This is a genomic window from Winogradskyella wichelsiae (assembly GCF_013403925.1).
In the GTDB taxonomy this organism is placed as follows: domain Bacteria; phylum Bacteroidota; class Bacteroidia; order Flavobacteriales; family Flavobacteriaceae; genus Winogradskyella; species Winogradskyella wichelsiae.
On the sequence record NZ_JABFDJ010000001.1, the window covers coordinates 13,822 to 30,186 of the forward strand.

A 16,365-nucleotide genomic window follows, 5' to 3' on the forward strand; every position below is an offset into this window, starting at 1 on the left:
TTGCTGATTTTATTTATTCTGTTTTTAAACTATCCACAGGATTTGCAATTGCCGCTCTAATCGCCTGAAAACTTACCGTCACCATCGCAATTATAATAGCTACAACTCCCGCAATTACAAAAATCCATCCATTGATTTCTATACGATAGGCATAATTTTGAAGCCAATTTTCCATAGCATACCAAGCCATAGGAATAGCGATTACAATTGAAATCCCAACGAGTTTTAAAAAGTCTTTAGATAATAATTTTACAATACCAGAAACACTTGCCCCTAACACTTTACGTACTCCAATTTCTTTACTACGCTGTTCTGCGGTGTATGCGGCTAATCCAAAAAGTCCCAAACATGAAATAAGAATGGCGAGCAATGCAAAAAGTTGAGATAATTTTTCGACAAGTTGTTCACTTTTAAATTTGGCATTAAAAGTTTCATCTAAAAAGCTATATTCAAATGGAAATGCCGGATTGTGTGTCTTCATAACCGCTTCAACCTTAGCCAACATGTCATTTGTAGGAATTTCAGAATTTGTTTTTAAATACATAAAACTGGCTTCATCATGATAGTTCAAAAACAATACAGGATCACTAGCACCATACATGTCACCATATAAAAAATCTTTTACAACGCCCACAACCGTATAAGTATCATCTAAGGTGACCTTTTTACCAATGGCACTGCCTTTCCCCATTAATTTTGCAAACGATTCTGTTATTAAAACACTAGCACTATCTTTGGCTCTGTTCTCACTAAAACCGTGGCCTTCTTTAAGCTCCATTCCTGTGGTTTCAAAAAATTCTGCATTAACAAGTCGGAAGGAAATAAGAATATCTTCCGTATCCACTCCTCCTGTCCATGTTAAATTAGAACCATTATTTCCACCATTTAAAATATTGGAATTGCTTAAACCAACATTAGAAATCGCTCCTGTGTTTTTCAAATCTTGTTTGATGACTGAAAACTTTTCAATCATAGCCCCAGTCACTTTCATTGAAATCAACTGGTCTTTACTATATCCTAAATCTCTATTTTTTACATGCTGAATTTGCTGATAGACCAAAATGGTACTGACAATAAAAACAATAGAAATCGTAAACTGACCAACAACTAATCCTTTTCTAATAAATGTTGCAGATCCTTGAGTGACTTTCAAGCCTTTTAAAACTTCTACAGGCTTAAATGACGATAAATAAAAGGCAGGATAAAGTCCGGCGAAAACTCCACAAATAATTGCTATTCCTAGTAAAAAGAGGATATGTGAAGGTTTTGAAAGCCCTAAAACTAAATCTTTCTCTATCAATAAATTGAATTGTGGCAATAGAACTAACAATAATATAACACTTACCAATGTAGCTATAAAAGCGAGAATCAAAGCTTCTGAAATAAATTGAATCATTAAACGTGCACGGCCAGAACCCATTGCTTTTCTTACACCAACTTCGTTAGCACGTTTTTCGCTTCGTGCTGTCGATAGATTCATAAAATTGATGCAAGCAATCAGCAAGATAATTAAAGCAATAACTGTAAATAACTTAACTGAATCTATACGACCACCAACTTGTTCTCCATTTTCAAAATCAGCTCTTAAATGCCAATCTTTAATACTATGTAAAAAGGCTTTCGAATCGGCATCTCCTGTTTGCTCTTGCAGTAAGTTTCGGACTTGCGCATCTACAGCTTCAAAATCAGCATCTGGTGATAACTCTGCAAAGGTATCCGCAAAAAAGCTGCCGTATTCTCTTGTAAATTCTTTATCACGACCATAACGTTCAAATGGTGCCAACCATGCAAACGGATAACTTACATTGTTAGGTAAATTCTCAATGACTCCAGAAATTAAATAATTATCTGTACTATTTACTTTAAGTATTTTTCCGACAACCTTTTCATGTTCTCCATATAACTGCTCTGCGGTAGCCTGAGTAATAACAATGGACTCAGGGTTTTTAAACGCTTCAGCACTATTTCCTTCAATAAAAGTCAGACTGAATATGTCTAAAAAATCGTTATCAACATAACGTCCAAATCTATTGACTACGTTATCACCAACTGAAAACAAAAGATCTAGCCCTCTTGTTTTAGATGCTCTAACCACTCCAGGAATTTCCGCTTTCATAGCTTCTGCTAAAGGTCCTGGTGTAGAACCAAAAGTACGCCATTCACCTTCATATTCTTGATGTGTCGATACAAAGTAAACCTGATCTTGCTTCGGAAAATTTGAATCGAAACTCAACTCATCCTCAACCCATAGAAAGATTAAACTGGCACAGGTAATTCCGATGGCTAATCCGAAAATATTCAGAAAGCTATACCCTTTATTTTTACGTAAAGTCCGGAAGGCTATTTTTATATAATTTAAAATCATATTCTTTTTTTGACTGAATTAATTATTACTACTTATTATATAGTAAAGATGATGCCAAAACTACAAAACATTAAAAACCAATTAATTACTTTTTATTTTAAAGTCCATAGTGTTCGTTTTTGATACACATCTTGTTCGTAAATGAACAGTTTAAATAGGAATTCATAATACCCTCAAAGAAATAATCTTATGCAAATTTTATTCCGTTCGTAATGCATCTACAGGATTAGAGGTTGCGGCTTTTATTGTTTTTACGGCTATGGTAAGCATGGCTATTACTACTGCAATTCCGCCTGCCAATAGAAACATCCAAATATTAAGATCTATATGATACGCATAATTCTGTAACCAATTATGCATTGCCCACCATGCTATTGGCGACGCGATTAAAAAAGCGATGACTACTAATTTTAAAAAGTCTTTAGTCAGTAATATTGTAATGGCCGAGACACTCGCACCAACAATTTTACGTACTCCTATTTCTTTTTTACGTTGTGCAACAATTAGTAATGACATTGCAAATAAACCAATACAACTTAACACAATAGCAAGTATAGAGCCACTACCTATCATTGTAATCATAGTACGTTCACTGCGTAATGTTCTTTCAATATTTTCATTTAAGAATGACCCTTGAAATTCGGCATTAGGCTCAATAGTATGCCAAGCTGCTTTTACATCGGTGTAAGCTTGTTCTAAATTTTGTGATGACACCTTAACGTATACGTTGCGTAAATTCCAGTTAGGAAGCGCAAATAAAGTCATTGGTGCAATATTCTGGTCAAGTTCTTGAAAATTGAAATCTTTAATAACTCCTACAACAGAATATACTGCATCATCTAAATCTATCTGTGAGGCTAAAATATCATCTTCATTAAGTTGCTTCGCCATGGCTTCATTGATAATAACCGAAAGACTATCACTCGCTAAGTTTTTTCGAAATGAACGACCTTCAATAATATTCAAATCTAAAGTTTCAACGTAATCGGCATCTACAACCACCATGTGTGTATCCACGCCTCTACCTTTGTGTTCAAAACCTAAAATACTAGTCGATCGCGAGCCATCTTTTCCTAAACCTAAAATATTATTAGATGCTGTAACACTTTCAATATTAGGTTTATCTTGAAGCGTATTTCGAAGTAATTCTATTGCTTGTTGATCGTTAAGTTCGCCATTCAGTGGAAAAGCAATCACCTGATCTTTGTTGAAACCTAAGTCTTTAGCCCTCATAAATCCCACCTGATCCCAAAGGACAAGCGTACCACTAATCAGTAAAATAGCAATACCGAATTGTAAGACCATTAAACTATTTCGCAAATGGTTTTTACCATTGACATCGAGCTTCCCTTTTAAACTTTGTAAGGTCCCAAGACGACTCATTAATAACGCTGGATAACCTCCTGCAATTAATGTAATCAGCAAAACACTTAAAATAAGCACCAATAACAATGTTGGGTTTAGTAAGGTTGCCAATGACGCTTGGGTTTTAAATAAGGTTTGAAAGTATGGTAGTAAAAACACGGCTAATAAAATTCCTAGCCCTATGGAAATCAAAAACACTAAAATGCTTTCACCCCAAAACTGAAAGAAGAGCTGTTTTTTATTGGCTCCAAGCGTTTTTCGCATGCCGATTTCACGTAAACGTTGTGAACTTTTAGCAATACTCATATTTATAAAATTCACACAAGCGATAAACAGAATTAAAAAAGAAATTCCCAAAACTAAATAAGGCATGGTACGATTGACACTAACGACTCCTTGATTAAAATTAGCAAAACGAACATCTGCCAACGGCAATACTTTTATTTGTCTGTAAAGGCCATCTGCATTAGGTTGAAGGCCATCTCGCTTGGCATTATCAATCTCATTTTTATAATGTAATTGGGTAAAATCTGCTGTGCTTTTCTCAAATTGCTCAGGTTTTAAACCTTCAGAAAGTTGCATATACACCTCATGATTCTCCATGTCCCAACGTCCTACAGTTCTGGCATAAGCATGCTCATTTTGACTTTTAAAATTGAGTACGATATCAAAACCTATAGAACTTGTATTGGGAAAATCTTCAATAATCGCGGTGACATTAAAAGGCACTTCTACTTCATCTCTTAAAATCGTAACGGTTTGCCCTATAGGATTCTCATCACCAAATATGCGTTTTGCAGCCTGCTCTGTCATTGCAACTGAAGACTCTGACGTTATTGGATTTGTCTTATCACCCTTTATAATTGAAAAGCTAAACATGTCGAAAAAATCGGGATCTACATAAGCAGTCCCCATACCAAGCTGCTTGTCTTGATACGTTAATAAGACTCCAGAACCATTATAACGTGTAATTTTCTCTACTCCTGTAACCTCATCTTTCAAAGCGGCAGCAAAAGGTTCGGATTTTGAGATGTTAGCTTCAATGCCATTTAACCCACTATCTTCTGTATACACTTGATAGATTTCATCTCCATGCTCATGAAAGCGATCAAAAGACAATTGAAAAACGGCATACATGCCTAATAATAGTGCTACTCCGAATGCCACTGTAAGACCTACGACATTGAGTGCCGTGAATGTTCTGTTTTTCCAGAGGTTTCTGATTGCTATTTTGATATAATTTTTAAACATGATGTATTAGAATTACTGTTCGTTTTTTGATTGATTTGGCTTTGGCACTTCAGTAGTATGTGATGAATTGTTTTATGATTTACTAAAGTGCTTTCCGCCTGATTGATTGATTGATTGATTGATTGATTGATTGATTGATTGATTGATTGATGAAAGTCGATTTATGCCAAGATATTCTCAGTTACTTTTTGTCCGTCTAACATTCTTATAATTCTGTGACTGTATTTTGCATCGTGTTCACTGTGTGTTACCATAATAATGGTTGTTCCTGCTTCATTAAGATCTATTAATAAATCCATTACCTCATTTCCATTAGTACTGTCCAAATTTCCTGTTGGCTCATCGGCAAGAATTAGTTTAGGTTTGTTTACAACCGCTCTTGCCACAGCTACACGTTGTTGCTGTCCACCAGAAAGTTGTTGTGGAAAGTGATTTCTTCGGTGCATAATTTGCATTTTCTCTAAAACTGCTTCCACTTGCTTTTTACGTTCTGCCGGTTTAACACCTGTGTAGATTAATGGTAATTCTACATTTTCAAAAACGGTAAGCTCATCGATTAAGTTAAAGCTCTGGAATACAAAACCGATATTGTGTTTACGCAATTCCGAACGCTTGCGTTCATTATAACCAGCGACTTCTGTGCCGTTAAACATAAAACTCCCACCATCCGGATCGTCTAGTAATCCCAAAATATTTAATAGTGTTGATTTCCCACATCCCGAAGGTCCCATGATCGCCACAAACTCACCTTCTTTAACATTAAATGATAATTTGTTTAAGGCTATGGTTTGTACTTCTTCGGTTTTATAGAATTTTTCTAAGTCTTTTATTTGTATCATCGTATAAGTTTTTATCTTGTAGCTTTGGCTATTAGCCCTTAGTTATTGGTTGTTAATTTTAGTCTTTTTTTCTATTCTTTATTATCTTGGTTCTATTTCAAAATCAACTCTTCCGTATCTCCAAAAGCATCATAACTCGAGGTGACCACTTTATCTCCAGGATTTAAACCATCAAGCACCTCATAATATTCTGTATTCTGGCTTCCTAATCTTATGTTGACTTTGTACGCAGTGTTTCCATCTTCACTGACTTTAAACATCCAGTTCCCCCCTGTTTTTTGAAAGAATCCACCTTTCGCAACTAACAACGCTTCTTTTTCTGCACTTAAAGCCACTCTAATTTGAAGATTTTGACCTCTTCTAATACCTTCAGGCACATCACCCTGAAATTTCATATCCACTTGAAAACGACCATTGGTAACTTGTGTAAATACCTTTTTAATTTCTAAAGTATAGGTTTTATTATTCAGCACGAAGGTTCCAGTTTGACCATTATAGATTCTCGAAATATAATGTTCATCAATATCCACTCTTACTTTATAACCAGTAATCACATCAACCTGACCTAATCGTGTACCTTTATTAATGGACTGACCAATTTCAGCATCTAGCGACGTTAACTGCCCATCGATTGGTGCTCTCACCACTAAATCGCCTACTTTTTTTCGCATAAGCTCTAATGCACTTTGCGTTCTGGCATATGAGTTTTTTGCTTGACTCACTTCTAATTTTGAAGAAATGGTATCTTCAGATAGTACTTGCTTAGATAGTTTCATACGTTCTTTCTGATAGTTGTAATTATTCTGAGACGATTCGTAATCCATTCTTCCTATCGCACCTTTTTCATATAACCGTTTGTTTAAATTATAAACACGTTCGGCTTCAATAAGATTATTTTCAACATCAGTAAATTGATTTTGTCTGTTGATAGTATTTTGGCGCGCTGCATTTTGGGAAATTTGCATCTGTGTTAATAAATTATACACCGACGTTTCCTGATTAATGAGACTCAATTCCAAATCGGTATTTGATAATCTTAAAATTGGCTCTCCTTTTTTCAACATAGCACCATCTTCAACAAACTTCTCTTCTACACGTCCACCTTCCAAAGCATCTAAATAAATTGTAGTGATTGGAAGCACAATACCGTTAACCGGAATGTTTTCTTGAAATACATTTTCACTTACTGTACTAATTGAAATTCGCTCTCTATCCACATTCAATTTAGAACCACCTGAGGTTTGAAAAATAACATATATGATTAAAGCTAATATTGCTATAATCCCTATAGCTAATCCTATTTTTTGAGTTGAAAATTTCTTCTTTTGAATTGGAACGTCCATTATATATCTATTATTTATACTTTTTATATAGTGAAGATGATGCCAAAAACACAAAATATTGACTTTCAACTAATTATTGTTTTTGTCAAAACTAAAAGTGTCCGATTTTGATACACGTTATGTTCGAAAATGCACACTTTTAAACACTACTGAAATTTTATTTTTTGAATTTTTATAAGCTGAATTTAATATCGTAATATTGTATGGATGGTATTAAAAAACGCTACAATATTAGTTATAGACGATGATGTTGATGTATTAACAGCATTACGCTTGCTTTTAAAACCACTGGTTAAAGAGGTGGTCACTGAAAAGAATCCGAGTAATATTCTATCTCAAATTGAGAAGACTGCTTACGACATAATTGTTCTAGACATGAATTTTAATGGTTTAGTGAATACTGGTAATGAAGGTATTTTTTGGCTAAATAAAATTCGACAACAAAAACCTGAAACCTCTGTTATTTTGATGACCGCTTATGCCGATATTGATTTAGCGATACGCGGATTAAAAGAAGGCGCTTCCGACTTTTTAATGAAACCTTGGAAGAATGAAAAAATCGTAGAAACCATGACTACGATACTAAGTCAGAAGACCTCTCAAAACACTAGAAAGAAGCAAATTAACACAAATTCTGTTGACATTATTGGTGATAGCGATGTTATGACGGATGTCTTTACCAAACTCAAAAAAGTAGCACCAACAGATGCTAATGTTTTAATCCTTGGTGAAAATGGTACGGGAAAAGATTTAATTGCTCGTGCGCTTCATGATAACTCTAATAGAAAACACCAACCGTTTGTAAAAGTAGATGTTGGTGCTTTAACAGAATCGCTATTTGAAAGTGAATTGTTCGGTTATAAAAAAGGGGCTTTCACCGATGCTAGAGAAGATCGAAAAGGCCGATTTGAAGCCGCCCATGCTGGCACACTTTTTTTAGATGAAATAGGAAATATCAGTTTGAGTCAGCAAGTCCGATTACTCACCGTCTTACAAAACAGACAAGTGACTCCGTTGGGCTCAAATGAACCTATTTCTATAGATATTCGGTTGATTTGCGCTACTAATATCAATCCTCAAATTTTAGCGGACGAAAAGAAATTTAGAAAAGATTTAATTTACAGAATAAATACCGTTGATATTATTGCTCCACCTCTTAGAGATCGTGGTACAGATATTACAGCATTAGCACATCATTTTATAGCTTTATATGCTGAAAAATATAATAAAAACCCCTTTTCTTTTGATTCCGGATTCATTTCAAAATTAAAAAATCACGACTTCCCAGGTAATGTAAGAGAACTTCAATATGTATTAGAACGAGCTGTGATTATGACAGATGGCTCGGTTTTAAAACCAGAAGATTTAGTATTTTCTTCTATAGAGCGTTCATCGACCTCTACAAATATGAAAACTCAGAGTTTAAACTTAGACGATTTAGAAAAGAACGCCATTTTAAATGTCCTTGAAAAGAATAAAGGTAATGTTTCAAAATCAGCTAAAGATCTAGGGATTACAAGAGCTGCTTTATACAGAAGACTAGAAAAGTATGAACTATAAAAGTTACATATTTTGGCTCTTTTTTAGAGTGCTTCTTTTAGTAGGTGCTATACTCGCATTAGTCTATTTCATTTACAACGATCAATCCACTTATATTGTTATTATTAGCATCGCGCTACTCTATTTACTCATAAACACCTATACCTTTGTAAAACGTCGTTTTGTTGCTATAGATGATTTTTTTGAAGCCGTTAAATATCGTGATTTCTCACGTTGGTTTCCAGAAGACAGAGGTCCAAAAGATATTCGGTTTTTATACACCGGTTTTAATGAGATTAATAGAACCATTAAAGACATCAATTCGCAAAACGAAGCACAATATGTGTATCTACAGAAGATTTTAGAAATGGTAGACATCGGAATTATTGCGTATAATCTCGAAACGGGAGACGTCCTTTGGAGTAACGAGCCTTTTGGCGACATTCTAGATGTCCCATCTTTTAAAAATATCCGCTTTGTTGAAAACAGAAAACCAGAATTGTATAATACCGTTTTTGAAACCTATCATCGCGAACCTGATTCCATTTCCATTGCACTTCAAAATGAAACCATAAAAATTTTAATTTCCGATACGGTATTTCAAGTAAAGGATGATGCATTTAAGTTGATTGTCATTCAAGACATTGATAATACGTTAAATAAAAATGAATCAGAATCTTGGAAGAAGCTTTTAAGCGTGATGACACACGAAATTATGAATTCTATAGCTCCAATTTCGTCCTTGGCAGATACACTTCAACAAAACTTGCAATTAGCTATAGAACATCCTGAAGAAACTCGCCTTGAATTAGAGGATTTAAATGCTGGTGTAAAAACTATTAAAAACCGCAGTGAAGGCCTTTTAAAATTTGCAAAAACCTATAGAAGTTTAAGTAAAGTGACACACCTCAACTTACAACGTGTTAAAATTGAAGACTTATTTAGTAACATTCAGCTTTTAATGGAACCATCCATAAAAGCCAAAGCTATTAACATTACATTCGAGGTTACCTCACCAAAATTAGAATTAGATATTGATGCACATCTTATAGAACAAGTACTTATCAATCTTATTTTAAATGCTGTTGACGCCTGTAAAAGTACAGACCATTCACAAATTAAAGTATTAGCATCTCAGAACCCTAATAGAGATATTGTTATAAAAGTCATTGATAATGGTTCTGGTATCCCAAAAGCTATTTTAGAGAACATATTTGTGCCTTTCTTTACCAGTAAAACTACAGGAAGTGGCATAGGATTAAGTCTTTGTAAGCAAATTATGTTGCTTCATAAAGGTAGAATCATTGTTAAAAGTGTGGAAGGCGAAGGGTCTGTTTTTAGTCTGGTGTTTTAATTCTTAAAATTCCCTATACCTTCTTTTAACCAAGCATCATATTCTTCAATGTCTGGTGTATAAGCAACAGGCTCAATAAGATTTTCTTCATTATGATCCATTAACACATAATAAGGCTGTGTATTCGTTTTGTATTTAACGGTTTGAAATTCGCTCCACATCTGACCTTTGTTTCTTAGTTTTTTTCCTGGTCTTAATTTTGAATCTGGCGCTTCACCTTCAGGAAAATCAATTTGCTCATCAACATATAAAGAAATAAGGACGATATCATTTTTAAGTTTAGATAATACTTGTGGATCAACCCAAACATTTTGTTCCATCTTACGGCAATTCACACAAGCCCAACCCGTAAAATCGAGCATCACAGGTTTCCCTACTTTTTTAGCATAGGCCAAACCGGTTTCATAATCGTTGAATGCCAAAATATCGTGTGGTGCTAATAAATGTGCTCCTTCAGGAATATCTGTTATACTTGCACCACCACCTTTAGAATTTCCAACTCCATAAGGAGATTCTGAATAGTCTAACGGTGGCGGAAAGGCACTAATAATTTTTAATGGTGCTCCCCAAAGTCCAGGAATCATATAAATTGTAAATGTTAAGGTCAGTAAACCAAATAATAAGCGTCCTACTGAAATATGCTTTAGTGGAGAATCGTGTGGTAATTGTATTTTTCCAAAAAGATATAAAGACAATGTTCCGAAAATAGCAATCCAAATGGCAATAAATACTTCGCGTTCTAAGAAGTGTAATTGTAATACTAAATCGGCTTGCGATAAGAATTTGAAAGCTAAAGCTAATTCTAAAAATCCTAAAACAACTTTTACCGTATTTAACCAACCTCCTGATTTTGGTAACGAATTTAACCAACCAGGAAACGCTGCAAATAAAGCGAATGGTAAGGCGATTGCAGATGAAAAACCTAACATACCTATTACAGGAGCGATACCACCTTTAGAAGCCGCTTCTACCAAAATAGTACCTACAATTGGTCCTGTACAAGAAAACGATACAATAGCTAAAGCTAAAGCCATAAAAAAGATACCAACTAGTCCGCCTCTATCGGCTTGTTTGTCTGCTTTATTTGCCCAAGAGTTCGGCAATACGATTTCAAAAGCTCCTAAAAATGAAATGGCAAAAACGACTAAGAGTATAAAGAATATTAAATTAAACCAAACATTGGTCGCTAATGCATTTAAAGCATCTGCTCCAAAAATGGCCGTAATTATAGTACCTAATAAAACATAAATCACGATTATTGATAAACCATAAACTATAGCATTTCGGATGCCTTTCGCTTTAGATTGACTTTGTTTAATAAAGAAACTTACCGTCATTGGTATCATAGGAAACACGCATGGTGTTAATAAGGCGACAAAACCTGAAAAGAAAGCAATAATAAAGATAGACCACAAACCTTCGTTTGATCCATCTTCTTCTGAATCTGATTTAAATTTGATATCTGAAGTTGCTGCAACAGTTTTAGTTAAATCATATTCTAAATCAACATACGTTGGTGCTGTACACTGTGTATCATCACAAGACATAAAGCCAACTTCTGATTCTATTGTAGTAATTGTAGTATCTGAAACTTTAATTTTTTGTCTAAACTCTGTTTTATTTTTAAAGTACTTAATCTTCATATCGAAGACCTTATCCATACTTTCTTCTCCTTTTTCTTCATTAGTAGAACCAACCAGAGCAACACCTTCTTTTAATTTATAATCAAAACTTGTTGGGATTGGTCCACCGTCTTCAATATTTTGAGCATACAATTTCCAACCCTTATCTATGGTTGCAGTAGAAACCAAAATCAATTCGGTACCATTTACTTCTTCAACAGCAGTACTCCATTTTACAGGTTCTAGAATTTTATTTTGTTCTTTTCCTCCAAAATTTAATGACATTGGTTTAGCCGCTGTCTTAATCCTTTTAGCTTCTTTCAAATTGAATTTAAGATCAGCATAAGTTGGTGGTAAACACTTTTCGTCGTCACAGACCATAAATTCAACCTCACCTTCAACTATAGATAATTCTTTATTTAAAACTTTAATACGTTGTGTAAATTCTGCTTTATCACCAAAGAATTTAATTCTCATTTGAAAAATAGAATCGTCAACTGTTTCTCCTTCTCCCTCTAAAGTATTTTTAACTAATTCAAAATTTTCATTGTCTGTATACGAAAAACTCGTAGGAATAGGTCCGCCTTCCGGTACATTCTGCGAGTATAAGTGCCAACCAGAATCAATTGTAGCTATAGAAATAAGATTGTATTCAGTCTCTGAAATCTTTTCAACTTTTGTTTCCCATTTTACAGGATCGAAAACTTGTGAAAATAAATTGAATGAAAATAAGAATGCCACTAGGCAAGGAAGAAGTACTTTTTTGATATTCATAAATGACAAGTTAATTTGCAAATGTAACAGTTGTGCTTCTGTTATCATTTAACTGCCGTCTAATTTATAAAAATCTTAAGAATTTGAGAAGAGAATTGGAAGTATAAAAAAACCGAACGCTAAGTTCGGTTTAATTGTGTTTATATTTTTATTGGATTAGTGTCTCTTCAGCAAATTTCCATTGAGAAATTCCACCTTTAAGATCGTATATTTTTTTAAATCCTGCGTCTTTCATCTTTTTAGCACATTTAGAACTTCTGCCTCCAGATTTACAATAAAGAATCACCGGTTTATCTTTATCTAATCTTGTTATGTCTTCATCAAAAGTAGGTGACATAAAATCAATATTTTGAGCATTAGAAATGTAACCGCCTTCGTATTCTTTAGGTGTTCTAACATCTATTAACTGAACATCTTCTAATTCGAGAATCGATTTCATTTCTTCAGCTGTTATCAGCTTTATCTCTTGATTATCTAAAGTACTATCCAAACAACTTGTGCTAATCCCAAGAGTTAGCAAAAAACAACATATTACAAATATTCTATTCATGTGTATTAATGTAAAATTATTGGTTGTGAGTAACCTCACCATCCCATTCAAGAAATCCTCCTGTAAGATTGTATGCGTTTTCAATATTTAATTGATTCATAATATTACAAGCTTGTCCGCTTCTATTACCTGATCTACAATATACATAATAGTTTTTTGTCTTATCTAACTGTTCTATTTCATCCACAAAGCCTTGACCTTTATAAATATCGATGTGTATTGCATTAGGAATCATTCCTTCATCAACTTCAGCTTGGGTTCTTACATCCAAAACAACTGCATTTTTGTCTGCTTCAAGTTGTTTTGTCCATTCTTCTTGTGATAAATTAGCCATATTTTAAATCTAAATTTTTAACGAAATTAACATTTCATTATGATATAGACGTAAAAATATTCAAAGTGTTACATTTCAAAATCATATTTTAACATATTTAACGATAAACGTAGGAATATTCTACAAATGAAACCCAATTTCACTTCCTACTTATTATTTACGATTACAATTTAATATAAATCCAAGAAAGATTGATAGCACTACTCTATTTTGTTTTTCCTAATAAAAACTCATTCAATCTAAACGCTTAGAGTTTTAACAAAAAATTAATTTTTAGTTTCAATTAAAGTAATACATTTGTATATACAATTATTGTACATGAAAGAGTTAAATGAAATTTTAAAAATAAAATCAAAAATACCTTTGTCTCAAGCGACTGTTATAAATATTTTTCAGACAACTTCTTGGATGAAAGATGATTTATTATTACAGCTTAAGCTTTACGATTTATCTATAGAACAATTTAATGTTCTTAGAATATTAAGAGGTCAAAATGGAAATGCTATAAACTTACAAGACATACAAGAACGCATGGTAAGCAAAATGAGCAATACCACAAGGTTAGTTGACAAATTGATAAAGAAAAACTTTGTAAAACGCACCATTTGCAAAGCGAATAGAAGAAAAGTAGAGATAATGATTACAGATTTAGGTCTAGATACTTTAATAACCATTGACCCAATTATTGACAAAACTGAAAAAAAAATCACAAATAACTTAACTCAAGATGAGTTAACAGAATTGAATACCCTTTTAATAAAATTAAAAAATAAATAATTATGAAAAACAGAAACTCAAAAATTGCTATGCTATTAATTTTAGCATTATCATTTATGTCTTACACAACATTAAAAGACAAAACCGTAAAAGTTAAAGAAAGTTCAGTCGTTTGGAAAGGCTACAAAGTAGGTGGAGAACATACTGGAACTATAGATTTAAAAAGTGGCTCTCTAACATTTAATGAAAAAACCTTAACAGGTGGTAACTTCACAATAGATATGACATCATTAGGAAGCACAGACCTAGAAGGTGAATATAAAGGAAAATTAGATGGTCATTTAAAATCTGATGATTTCTTTGGTGTAGAAGAATTTCCAACAGCATCTCTTGAAATCACTTCTGTATCTGGGAAAGATGGAAATTATAATGTTAAGGCTAACATTACAATTAAAGGAGAAACTGAAGCTATTTCTTTCCCTATGATCGTTAAAGGAGACACAGCTACTGCAAATTTAAAAATTGATAGAACAAAGCATAATATTACTTATAAGTCACCTTCAATTTTTGAATCATTAAAAGATAAAGCTATCTATGACGAATTTGACTTAAATGTTACTCTAAAATTTTAATAACTCTTATTTAAGTAAAACTTAAATTTTGGTTCCTGTTTTGGTAAAATTTACTAAAACAGGAATCTTTTTTTCTTAAAGTGTTTGAAATCTGAAAATTGATTTCTATCTTTGATGTTCAGATGAAAATAAATACAAATCATACTTGGTGGTGGAATTTCTCAAACTTACGTTCGTGAAATAATCCTTGTTATGTAAAAATTATATAAAAAAAAGGCTTGTCATTCACGACAAGCCTTTTTTATTTTAAACAAATACTGAAAATAAATTCAGCAAAAATGAAAACATTTAGTCTACACACCCATTATAAAAAAATCTTAGCAGATACCATTACACCTGTTAGCATCTATCTTAAAATTAGAGATAAATTCCCCAACAGCATTCTTTTAGAAAGTAGTGATTATCACGCCAGTGACAACAATTTCTCTTACATATGTTGTAATCCTATTGCATCTATAAAAGTTGAAGGTGATATTATTTCTCAAACCTATCCGGACGGAAGTACTAAAAGTAATCTCGTAGAAACCGTTGGTGTGGTTGAAGAAATTCACAAGTTTACACAACGTTTTAAGGTTGACTGTAAAGAAGAATTTAAGTTTATAAATAATGGAATCTTTGGTTACACCTCTTATGATGCTGTAAAGTATTTTGAAGATATAACAATTTCTAAGAAAGATAATTCTGTTTCTATTCCTGAAATATACTATGCTGTTTATCAAAACATCATTGCTATAGATCACAAAAAAAATGAGGCTTATATTTTTGCTAATTGTTTTCATAACGAAAATAATATTGACGATATTCTACAGCTAATTCAAACCAGACAATATGCTTCTTACAATTTTAAACCTAAAGGAGGTATTCAATCAAATTTAACTGATGAAGAATATAAAAAGAATGTAGAGCTTGCAAAAAAACACTGTGGCAGAGGTGATGTTTTTCAATTGGTACTCTCTAAACGATTTTCTCAAGAATTTATTGGAGATGAGTTCAATGTTTACAGAGCATTACGAAGTATTAACCCATCCCCTTATCTATTTTATTTCGATTACGGAAATTTCAAAATATTTGGAAGTTCACCAGAAGCACAACTAGTTGTCAGCAAAGGAAAAGCAGAGATTCACCCCATTGCAGGAACTTTTAAACGAAGTGGAAATGATCTTAAAGATGCGCAACTTGCTGAAGAGTTAATAAAAGACGATAAAGAAAACAGTGAACACGTTATGTTGGTTGACTTAGCCAGAAATGACCTAAGTAGAAACGGTAGCAATGTAACTGTAGAAAACTATAGAGAAGTACAATTTTTCTCGCATGTTATACACTTAGTAAGTAAAGTTACAGGAACAATTCATAAAAACACAGATACCATGCAAGTGGTTGCAGACACGTTTCCTGCAGGAACTTTAAGTGGAGCACCAAAGCACAAAGCCATGCAACTGATAGAAAAATATGAAAAAACCAGTAGAGGTTATTACGGCGGTGCCATAGGTTTTATGGATTTTAACGGCAATTTTAATCACGCCATTATGATTAGAACATTTTTAAGTCAAGACCATAAATTATTTTGGCAAGCAGGAGCAGGAATAGTTGCCAAATCTGAAGCCGAAAGTGAATTGCAAGAAGTATATAATAAGCTTGGTGCTTTAACAAAAGCGATAGAACAGGCAGAAGAAATTTAAG

Annotated in this window: 12 protein-coding genes; 5 read left to right on the top strand and 7 right to left on the bottom strand. The window is 33.2% G+C overall.

Annotated features, from left to right (window positions below; all coding sequences use genetic code 11):
* Nucleotides 1–13: 13 nt before the first annotated feature.
* From HM985_RS00090 to HM985_RS00105, 4 genes are all read right to left on the bottom strand, one after another.
* Nucleotides 14–2,365: an ABC transporter permease gene (locus tag HM985_RS00090; RefSeq protein WP_179374281.1), complete on the bottom strand. Its 2,352-nt coding sequence runs from the start codon at nt 2,363–2,365 to the stop codon at nt 14–16.
* 198 nt (nt 2,366–2,563) lie between these two features.
* A complete protein-coding gene (locus HM985_RS00095; protein ID WP_179374282.1) occupies nt 2,564–4,981 on the bottom strand; it encodes an FtsX-like permease family protein in 2,418 nt (805 codons plus the stop codon).
* Nucleotides 4,982–5,142: 161 nt separating this feature from the next.
* A complete protein-coding gene (locus HM985_RS00100) occupies nt 5,143–5,820 on the bottom strand; it encodes an ABC transporter ATP-binding protein (RefSeq protein WP_179374283.1) in 678 nt (225 codons plus the stop codon).
* A 92-nt stretch (nt 5,821–5,912) separates the two neighbouring features.
* A complete protein-coding gene (locus HM985_RS00105) occupies nt 5,913–7,163 on the bottom strand; it encodes an efflux RND transporter periplasmic adaptor subunit (protein WP_179374284.1) in 1,251 nt (416 codons plus the stop codon).
* A gap of 207 nt (nt 7,164–7,370) precedes the next feature.
* On the opposite strand from HM985_RS00105, the gene HM985_RS00110 reads away from it, so the two are divergent.
* On the top strand, nt 7,371–8,723 hold the full coding sequence (locus tag HM985_RS00110; protein WP_179374285.1) for a sigma-54-dependent transcriptional regulator: 1,353 nt from the start codon (nt 7,371–7,373) through the stop codon (nt 8,721–8,723).
* Nucleotides 8,713–10,056, top strand: a complete 1,344-nt coding sequence (locus tag HM985_RS00115) for a sensor histidine kinase (RefSeq protein ID WP_179374286.1) — start codon at nt 8,713–8,715, stop codon at nt 10,054–10,056. The genes HM985_RS00110 and HM985_RS00115 overlap by 11 nt, the downstream gene beginning before the upstream one ends.
* Here the strand turns inward: HM985_RS00115 and HM985_RS00120 are convergent.
* The 3 genes from HM985_RS00120 to HM985_RS00130 form a co-directional block, all read right to left on the bottom strand.
* Nucleotides 10,053–12,452, bottom strand: a complete 2,400-nt coding sequence (locus tag HM985_RS00120) for a protein-disulfide reductase DsbD family protein (RefSeq protein ID WP_179374287.1) — start codon at nt 12,450–12,452, stop codon at nt 10,053–10,055. The two genes, HM985_RS00115 and HM985_RS00120, sit on opposite strands and share 4 nt — an antisense overlap.
* Before the next feature lie 148 nt (nt 12,453–12,600).
* Nucleotides 12,601–13,002: a rhodanese-like domain-containing protein gene (locus HM985_RS00125; RefSeq protein ID WP_179374288.1), complete on the bottom strand. Its 402-nt coding sequence runs from the start codon at nt 13,000–13,002 to the stop codon at nt 12,601–12,603.
* Nucleotides 13,003–13,018: 16 nt separating this feature from the next.
* Entirely contained in the window at nt 13,019–13,336 is a 318-nt protein-coding gene (locus tag HM985_RS00130) for a rhodanese-like domain-containing protein (RefSeq protein ID WP_179374289.1), read from the bottom strand.
* Between the two features lie 318 nt (nt 13,337–13,654).
* Between HM985_RS00130 and HM985_RS00135 the strand changes: the two genes are divergently transcribed.
* The 3 genes from HM985_RS00135 to HM985_RS00145 all read left to right on the top strand — a co-directional run bounded on the left by HM985_RS00135 (nt 13,655) and on the right by HM985_RS00145 (nt 16,364).
* On the top strand, nt 13,655–14,113 hold the full coding sequence (locus HM985_RS00135; RefSeq protein ID WP_179374290.1) for a MarR family winged helix-turn-helix transcriptional regulator: 459 nt from the start codon (nt 13,655–13,657) through the stop codon (nt 14,111–14,113).
* 2 nt (nt 14,114–14,115) lie between these two features.
* Nucleotides 14,116–14,685, top strand: coding sequence for a YceI family protein (locus HM985_RS00140; RefSeq protein WP_179374291.1), 570 nt, complete (start codon nt 14,116–14,118; stop codon nt 14,683–14,685).
* Nucleotides 14,686–14,963: 278 nt separating this feature from the next.
* A complete protein-coding gene (locus HM985_RS00145; RefSeq protein WP_179374292.1) occupies nt 14,964–16,364 on the top strand; it encodes an anthranilate synthase component I family protein in 1,401 nt (466 codons plus the stop codon).
* The last annotated feature ends 1 nt before the right edge of the window (nt 16,365 follow it).